This window comes from Achromobacter pulmonis (assembly GCF_002885955.2).
GTDB lineage: Bacteria > Pseudomonadota > Gammaproteobacteria > Burkholderiales > Burkholderiaceae_B > Achromobacter > Achromobacter pulmonis_A.
The window spans coordinates 1-5078 of the sequence record NZ_POQS01000024.1; the positions used below are offsets into that span (position 1 = coordinate 1).

7 protein-coding genes and 1 pseudogene (1 of these 8 running past the window's edge) are annotated in these 5078 nt (G+C 68.2%); all 8 read right to left on the bottom strand.

Going from position 1 to position 5078, the window contains the following annotated elements:
* Positions 1-98: 98 nt before the first annotated feature.
* A complete protein-coding gene (locus tag C1I89_RS33260; protein WP_060833161.1) occupies positions 99-1145 on the bottom strand; it encodes a reverse transcriptase domain-containing protein in 1047 nt (348 codons plus the stop codon).
* Positions 1146-1474: 329 nt separating this feature from the next.
* Positions 1475-1837 carry a diversity-generating retroelement protein Avd gene (gene avd, locus C1I89_RS33265; protein ID WP_102776379.1) on the bottom strand — a complete coding sequence of 121 codons (363 nt, stop codon included), beginning with the start codon at positions 1835-1837 and terminating at the stop codon, positions 1475-1477.
* 776 nt (positions 1838-2613) lie between these two features.
* Positions 2614-3168, bottom strand: coding sequence for a phage major tropism determinant (locus C1I89_RS36105; RefSeq protein WP_440130686.1), 555 nt, complete (start codon positions 3166-3168; stop codon positions 2614-2616).
* A gap of 5 nt (positions 3169-3173) precedes the next feature.
* Positions 3174-3584: pseudogene (locus C1I89_RS36110) on the bottom strand (phage major tropism determinant); the annotation flags it as partial.
* On the bottom strand, positions 3584-3838 hold the full coding sequence (locus C1I89_RS33285) for a hypothetical protein (protein ID WP_102776383.1): 255 nt from the start codon (positions 3836-3838) through the stop codon (positions 3584-3586). The pseudogene C1I89_RS36110 and the gene C1I89_RS33285, both read right to left, overlap by 1 nt.
* Before the next feature lie 266 nt (positions 3839-4104).
* The gene (locus C1I89_RS33290) at positions 4105-4374 is read right to left on the bottom strand and encodes a hypothetical protein (RefSeq protein WP_181391112.1); all 270 of its coding nucleotides are present in this window, start codon (positions 4372-4374) and stop codon (positions 4105-4107) included.
* A gap of 2 nt (positions 4375-4376) precedes the next feature.
* Positions 4377-5003: a YmfQ family protein gene (locus C1I89_RS33295; RefSeq protein ID WP_167752776.1), complete on the bottom strand. Its 627-nt coding sequence runs from the start codon at positions 5001-5003 to the stop codon at positions 4377-4379.
* Positions 4988-5078, bottom strand: the final stretch of a protein-coding gene (locus C1I89_RS33300) for a baseplate J/gp47 family protein (RefSeq protein WP_102776385.1). Its footprint extends 779 nt past the window's final position; the window shows 91 of its 870 coding nt (coding positions 780-870); the start codon falls outside the window, past its right edge — the gene reads right to left on this strand; it ends in the stop codon at positions 4988-4990. Before C1I89_RS33300 ends, C1I89_RS33295 begins: the two co-directional genes overlap by 16 nt.

Sequence of the window (5078 nt, forward strand, 5' to 3'; positions counted from 1 at the left end):
CGCCTCCACATAGCACGTATGGGCGGGGAACTTGTCCAGGACGGCGGACGCCAGGCGGCGCTTGCCGCCTATCCAGGGGATGATTGGTCGGTGCTGAATCAACGGACTGCCTCCTTGCCTCCTCGGCTGAATACCACGGACCCCAGGATCTGGCGCCGCAGGCTCTCACTGTTGGCATGGGACGCATGGGCGACCCATGAATTGATGCGTTCCTGGACCTGCGCCAGGCTGATCTTTCCCTCGGCGTAGTCGCGCTGCATCGCGCGCATGGCGCGCTTCATCCGGCGCACCGAGTCTTTGCGCAGCAGGCGCTTGTGGGGCCATATCCGATAGCCCAGGAAGTTGACGCCCCGCGATGCCGGCAGGACGCTGGCCTTGCTGAAGCGCAAGCCCATGCTGGCCAGCTTGTCGTCGAAGGCGTCGCGCAGCTCCAGCGCCTCCTGCTTGCTGCGCACCAGCACCACCATGTCATCCATGTAGCGGGCGTACCGCCGCAGGCCCATCGTGCGCTTGGCCCACTGGTCGATGCGGTTGCCCACCAGGTTGGCGATCCACTGACTGGTCAGGTTGCCCACCGGGATGCCCACCGGGTCAGTCTCGCCCGATCCGCCCGTGCTGGCGATGATGGTATCCAGCAGCTTGAGCGTGGCCGGGCAGCTGATCTTGTCGCGCACCACGGACCTGGCCAGCTCGTGCCGGATCGAAAAGAAATACTTGCTCACGTCCATCTTCAGCACCCAGGTGTCGCCGGTGGCGGCCATGCCGCGCAGCCAGCGCTCGACCCTGGCCGCGCCCAGGTGTGTGCCCTTGCCGGGCCGGCAGGCGTAGCTGTCGAAGATCATGCCCCGGTCCCAGATCGGGGCGCAGATGTTGCAGATGGCGTGCTGGGCGACGCGGTCCCGGTAGGGTGCGGCCAGGATCACGCGCTGCTTCGGCTCGTAGACCAGGAAAGACCGATACCGGCCGGGGCTGTACGTGCCCCACAGCATCTCCATTTGCAGCGCGCCCAGCTCCTCCCACATGCGGCCCTCGAAGTCGGCCACGTCGAACCTGTCGCGCTTGCCGCGCCTGGCCAGGCGGTGCGCCTCGACCAGGTTGTCCCAGTCGATGATCTCCTCAATCAGATTCTTGCCTCGTCTTCCCATCTCACCTTCTCTTGTTCTGCAATAAGCGCCCGGGCGGGGCTTTCGCTTGCGCTACTCGCGCCGCCCGAACCGTCGTATTCGGCCTGCTCGCGCAGGACCAGGACGGACCGGCTGACCCCCTGCAGGGATCTTGGGTGACGGCGACACCGTCGCCGCCCTCTCTAGAATGGTGGTCACAGACGCAGCGCAGGCCCACATTGCCATTCGCATTCCACGGATTCGCATTCGAGTTCAGGGAGCGCGCGCCCGCGTTCACGCCGTCGTCGAAGTTGCCACCGCCAATGAAGCACCGCCAGCTGTCGCCGAAACCCGGCCCACCCCTTACTGCTCTATCCCTCCAATCGCTGACGCCAGGCCCCGAGCATGGCGCCGACCTCGGCCAGCTTGCCGGCCGCGTCGCCCACACGCTTGGCGCCGAGCAGATCCCGCTCGGCGCCGTGCCGCAGCAGCGCGTGGATGTAGCGCACCTGCTCGTCGGCCCGGTAGACCTTGCTTTTCTGGTTGGACATGGCCGCCTCGATAAGCCGCCGCACCAGCTCCCACAGCGCCTCCTCCAGGCGCGCGCCGTAGCGGAATCGCTGGTGACGCGGGATCTTGTCGATGTGCGGCCCTAGATCCACCATCAGCCGCTCCACCTTGTTCACGATTACCAGGCCCCGCTGTCGCGGGGCCGATTCAGGGTTCACGCTCACAGGGCGTCACAGACGCAGCGCAGGCCCACAGCGCCACTCGCATCCCACGGAGCCGCATGCGAGCCCAGGGAGCGCGCGCCCGCGCCCACGCCGCCGCCGAAGCCGCCACCGCCAAGGAAGNGACGCAAGCCACGGAGTCGCATGCGAGCCCAGGGAGCGCGCGCCCGCGCGCACGCCGTCGACGAAGAGGCCACCGCCAACGAAGCACCGCCAGCTGCTATTGGCGTTGTTGGTCCCGAAGACATGCGAATACACCTGGCCGCGCGCCAGGGCCGCATCCTTGCCCACGTTGACAATGTCGGCCTTCCAGGCTGCCGTCGTCCCCAGGCCGACATCCAGGTGGTTATCCAGCCAGTCGTACAGGTTGCCGGCCGCGTCCACCACGTTGAACATGGACACCGNCCACGGAGCCGCATGCGAGCCCAGGGAGCGCGCGCCCGCGCCCACGCCGCCGCCGAAGCCGCCACCGCCAAGGAAGCACCGCCAGCTGCTATTGGCGTTGTTGGTCCCGAAGACATACGAATACACCTGGCCGCGCGCCAGGGCCGCATCCTTGCCCACGTTGACAATGTCGGCCTTCCAGGCTGCCGTCGCCCCCAGGCCGACATCCAGGTGGTTATCCAGCCAGTCGTACAGGTTGCCGGCCGCGTCCACCACGTTGAACATGGACACCGCCTTGGCCACGCCGCCGGCGGTGGTGGGGCCGGTGTTGGTGGTTGCGGCCCAGGCCGTATCGTTGCTGCCATTGGCCCCTTGCGGCGCGCCCTCGGCGTAGGTCAGGAACTCCTCGACGGTCGGCAGGCGCTTGCCGGCGTTGCGGGCCAGCAGGTGGAAGTCGGTACGCGCATACACGTCGTCGCGCAGCGNNNGCCGGTGTTGGTGGTTGCGGCCCAGGCCGTATCGTTGCTGCCATTGGCCCCTTGCGGCGCGCCCTCGGCGTAGGTCAGGAACTCCTCGACGGTCGGCAGGCGCTTGCCGGCGTTGCGGGCCAGCAGGTGGAAGTCGGCACGCGCATACACGTCGTCGCGCAGCGGCATGGCGCCGTAGCGGCTGACCGGGATGTTTTCCGGCCACACGCCGCTGCCTTCGCTGTTCAGGTAGATGTCCACCCACAGCCGGCCGGGCACCACTTCGACCATGCCAGTCGGGTCGCACGTCGGGCGGTGGCCCAAGTCCCACACGCTGTTCGGCACGATCTGCACCGCCGGCGCGATGGCGGTGTTGTAGCGCTGGGCCACGGTGCGCACGCGGCCGTAATGGAAGCCGCCGATCTNNNCACCACTTCGACCATGCCAGTCGGGTCGCACGTCGGGCGGTGGCCCAAGTCCCACACGCTGTTCGGCACGATCTGCACCGCCGGCGCGATGGCGGTGTTGTAGCGCTGGGCCACGGTGCGCACGCGGCCGTAATGGAAGCCGCCGATCTTGCGGCTGGTCGCGGCCGTGTATCCGCCGGGCACCGTGATATTGGTGCTGGCCACCAGGCCGGCGCGGCCGTCGTCGCCCTGGACAGCGTACAGGTACACGTCATCGCCCAGCGCCAGGCCGTCCAGCGAGCCGTCCTGGTTGCCCTCCTCGGTGGGGTCCCAGTCCGTCTTGGGCGGCAGCACATAGCCCTTGCCGTTGCCGCCGATGTTCACGATGCCCTCGGGCACGTCCAGGCGCATCGCGCCGGACGCGCTGATTGCGCCCATCATGCTGAAATGCCCGGCGCCCATGGCCGGGATCGCGTAGGTCTTCTCCGCCATTACGCTGCCTCCAGGTCAGAAATTGCTTGTTCCACGTCCTGCACCGTGAAGCCCAGGCGGAAGATTTCCGCCGTGGGGCTTTCGATGCGCTTGATCTGCACGCGGCGCACGTCGCCGTCCTCGTCCTGGCTTTCCAGGACACGGTATTCCGGCTCGGGGCCGTCGGGCGCCTCGCCCTCGGCCAGGTCGCGGTCATGCACATACGTCCAGCGCCCGGCCAGCAGGCCCTCCCAGTGCCGCTTGAGCGTGGCCACGCCCTGCGGGCGGATTTCGCCCTGGACGGCCAGNCCCGGTCCTGGCTTTCCAGGACGCGGTATTCCGGCTCGGCGCCGTCGGGCGCCTCACCCTCGGCCAGGTCGCGGTCATGCACATACGTCCAGCGCCCGGCCAGCAGGCCCTCCCAGTGCCGCTTGAGCGTGGCCACGCCCTGCGGGCGGATTTCGCCCTGGACGGCCAGTCCTTGCAACAGGTCATAGTCGGCGCGCGTGCGCAGACCGTAGCGGGGTACTCCCTGCATGTCTTACTCCTCCTCGACAGTTAAAGCCGCCACGCCATCGACGCGGCTTACCGAGCGTCGATCCGCGATGGCATTGATGGCCGCCGCCAGCTGGGCCTCGTCGGCGATGTCGGGATCAATGCCGGCATCGGCCAGGATGGCCAGCAGCTCGCGTTGCAGCATGTTGAACCAGGCCGCCAGCATCGGCGTGGCGCGCACGTTGCTGGCGGGGTCTCCGTTTCTCCATTCACCCTCGGATGTCACCCGGTCGGTGAAGGCACCTACTTTTTCCATGATTAAGCCTCCCGATAACCTACGTTCAAAATCAGCCACGACGGCGCGGCCTCATGCAGCGCGCACTCGATCAGTTCGTCGCCCCAGCTGCGCAGCGGGTCGCCGATCTCGGACCCGCCGATCACCGCCTCACGAATCACCCCGGACGGCACCAACACGTCCCAGGCCCACAGCCAGTCCTCACCGTTCAGCGGGTCGCCGATCTCGGCGCCGCGCGGCCCGACACCGTTGGCCAGCTCCATCGTCGCTTCGTGCTGCTCGATGATTTCCGTGCCCGGGTAGCCCAGGCCCTCGGCCATGTCGATGTAGTCCGCCGCGCGCATCCCGCCGCGCCCGACAATGCGCCCAATCAGCGCGACCTGGCGGTCGGCCAGGCTCTGCACCGCCGGCGCGCACTGGCTGGGCAGGCTGTAGCTGGCCTCCCACTCGGGGAACAGCTCGCGCGCCTGGCGCGGGTCGGCTTCGGCCAGCAACTGCCGGGCGCGCGCATCGACGCGCACGAACTCCTGGGCCAGGCCCAGCAGCACGCGCTGCAGGCGGCTGTCTGGATCGGTTGGCCACACCACGCCGGGCGGCAGCATCGCAAACAGCAGCGCCCGGTAGTCGGCGTCGGTCAGTCCTCGATCCACTGCGCCCCTCCCCATACCGGCAGCACGCCGGTGCCATGCTCGACGTTGGCCGTCGGCCATTGCAGGTCGTAGTCC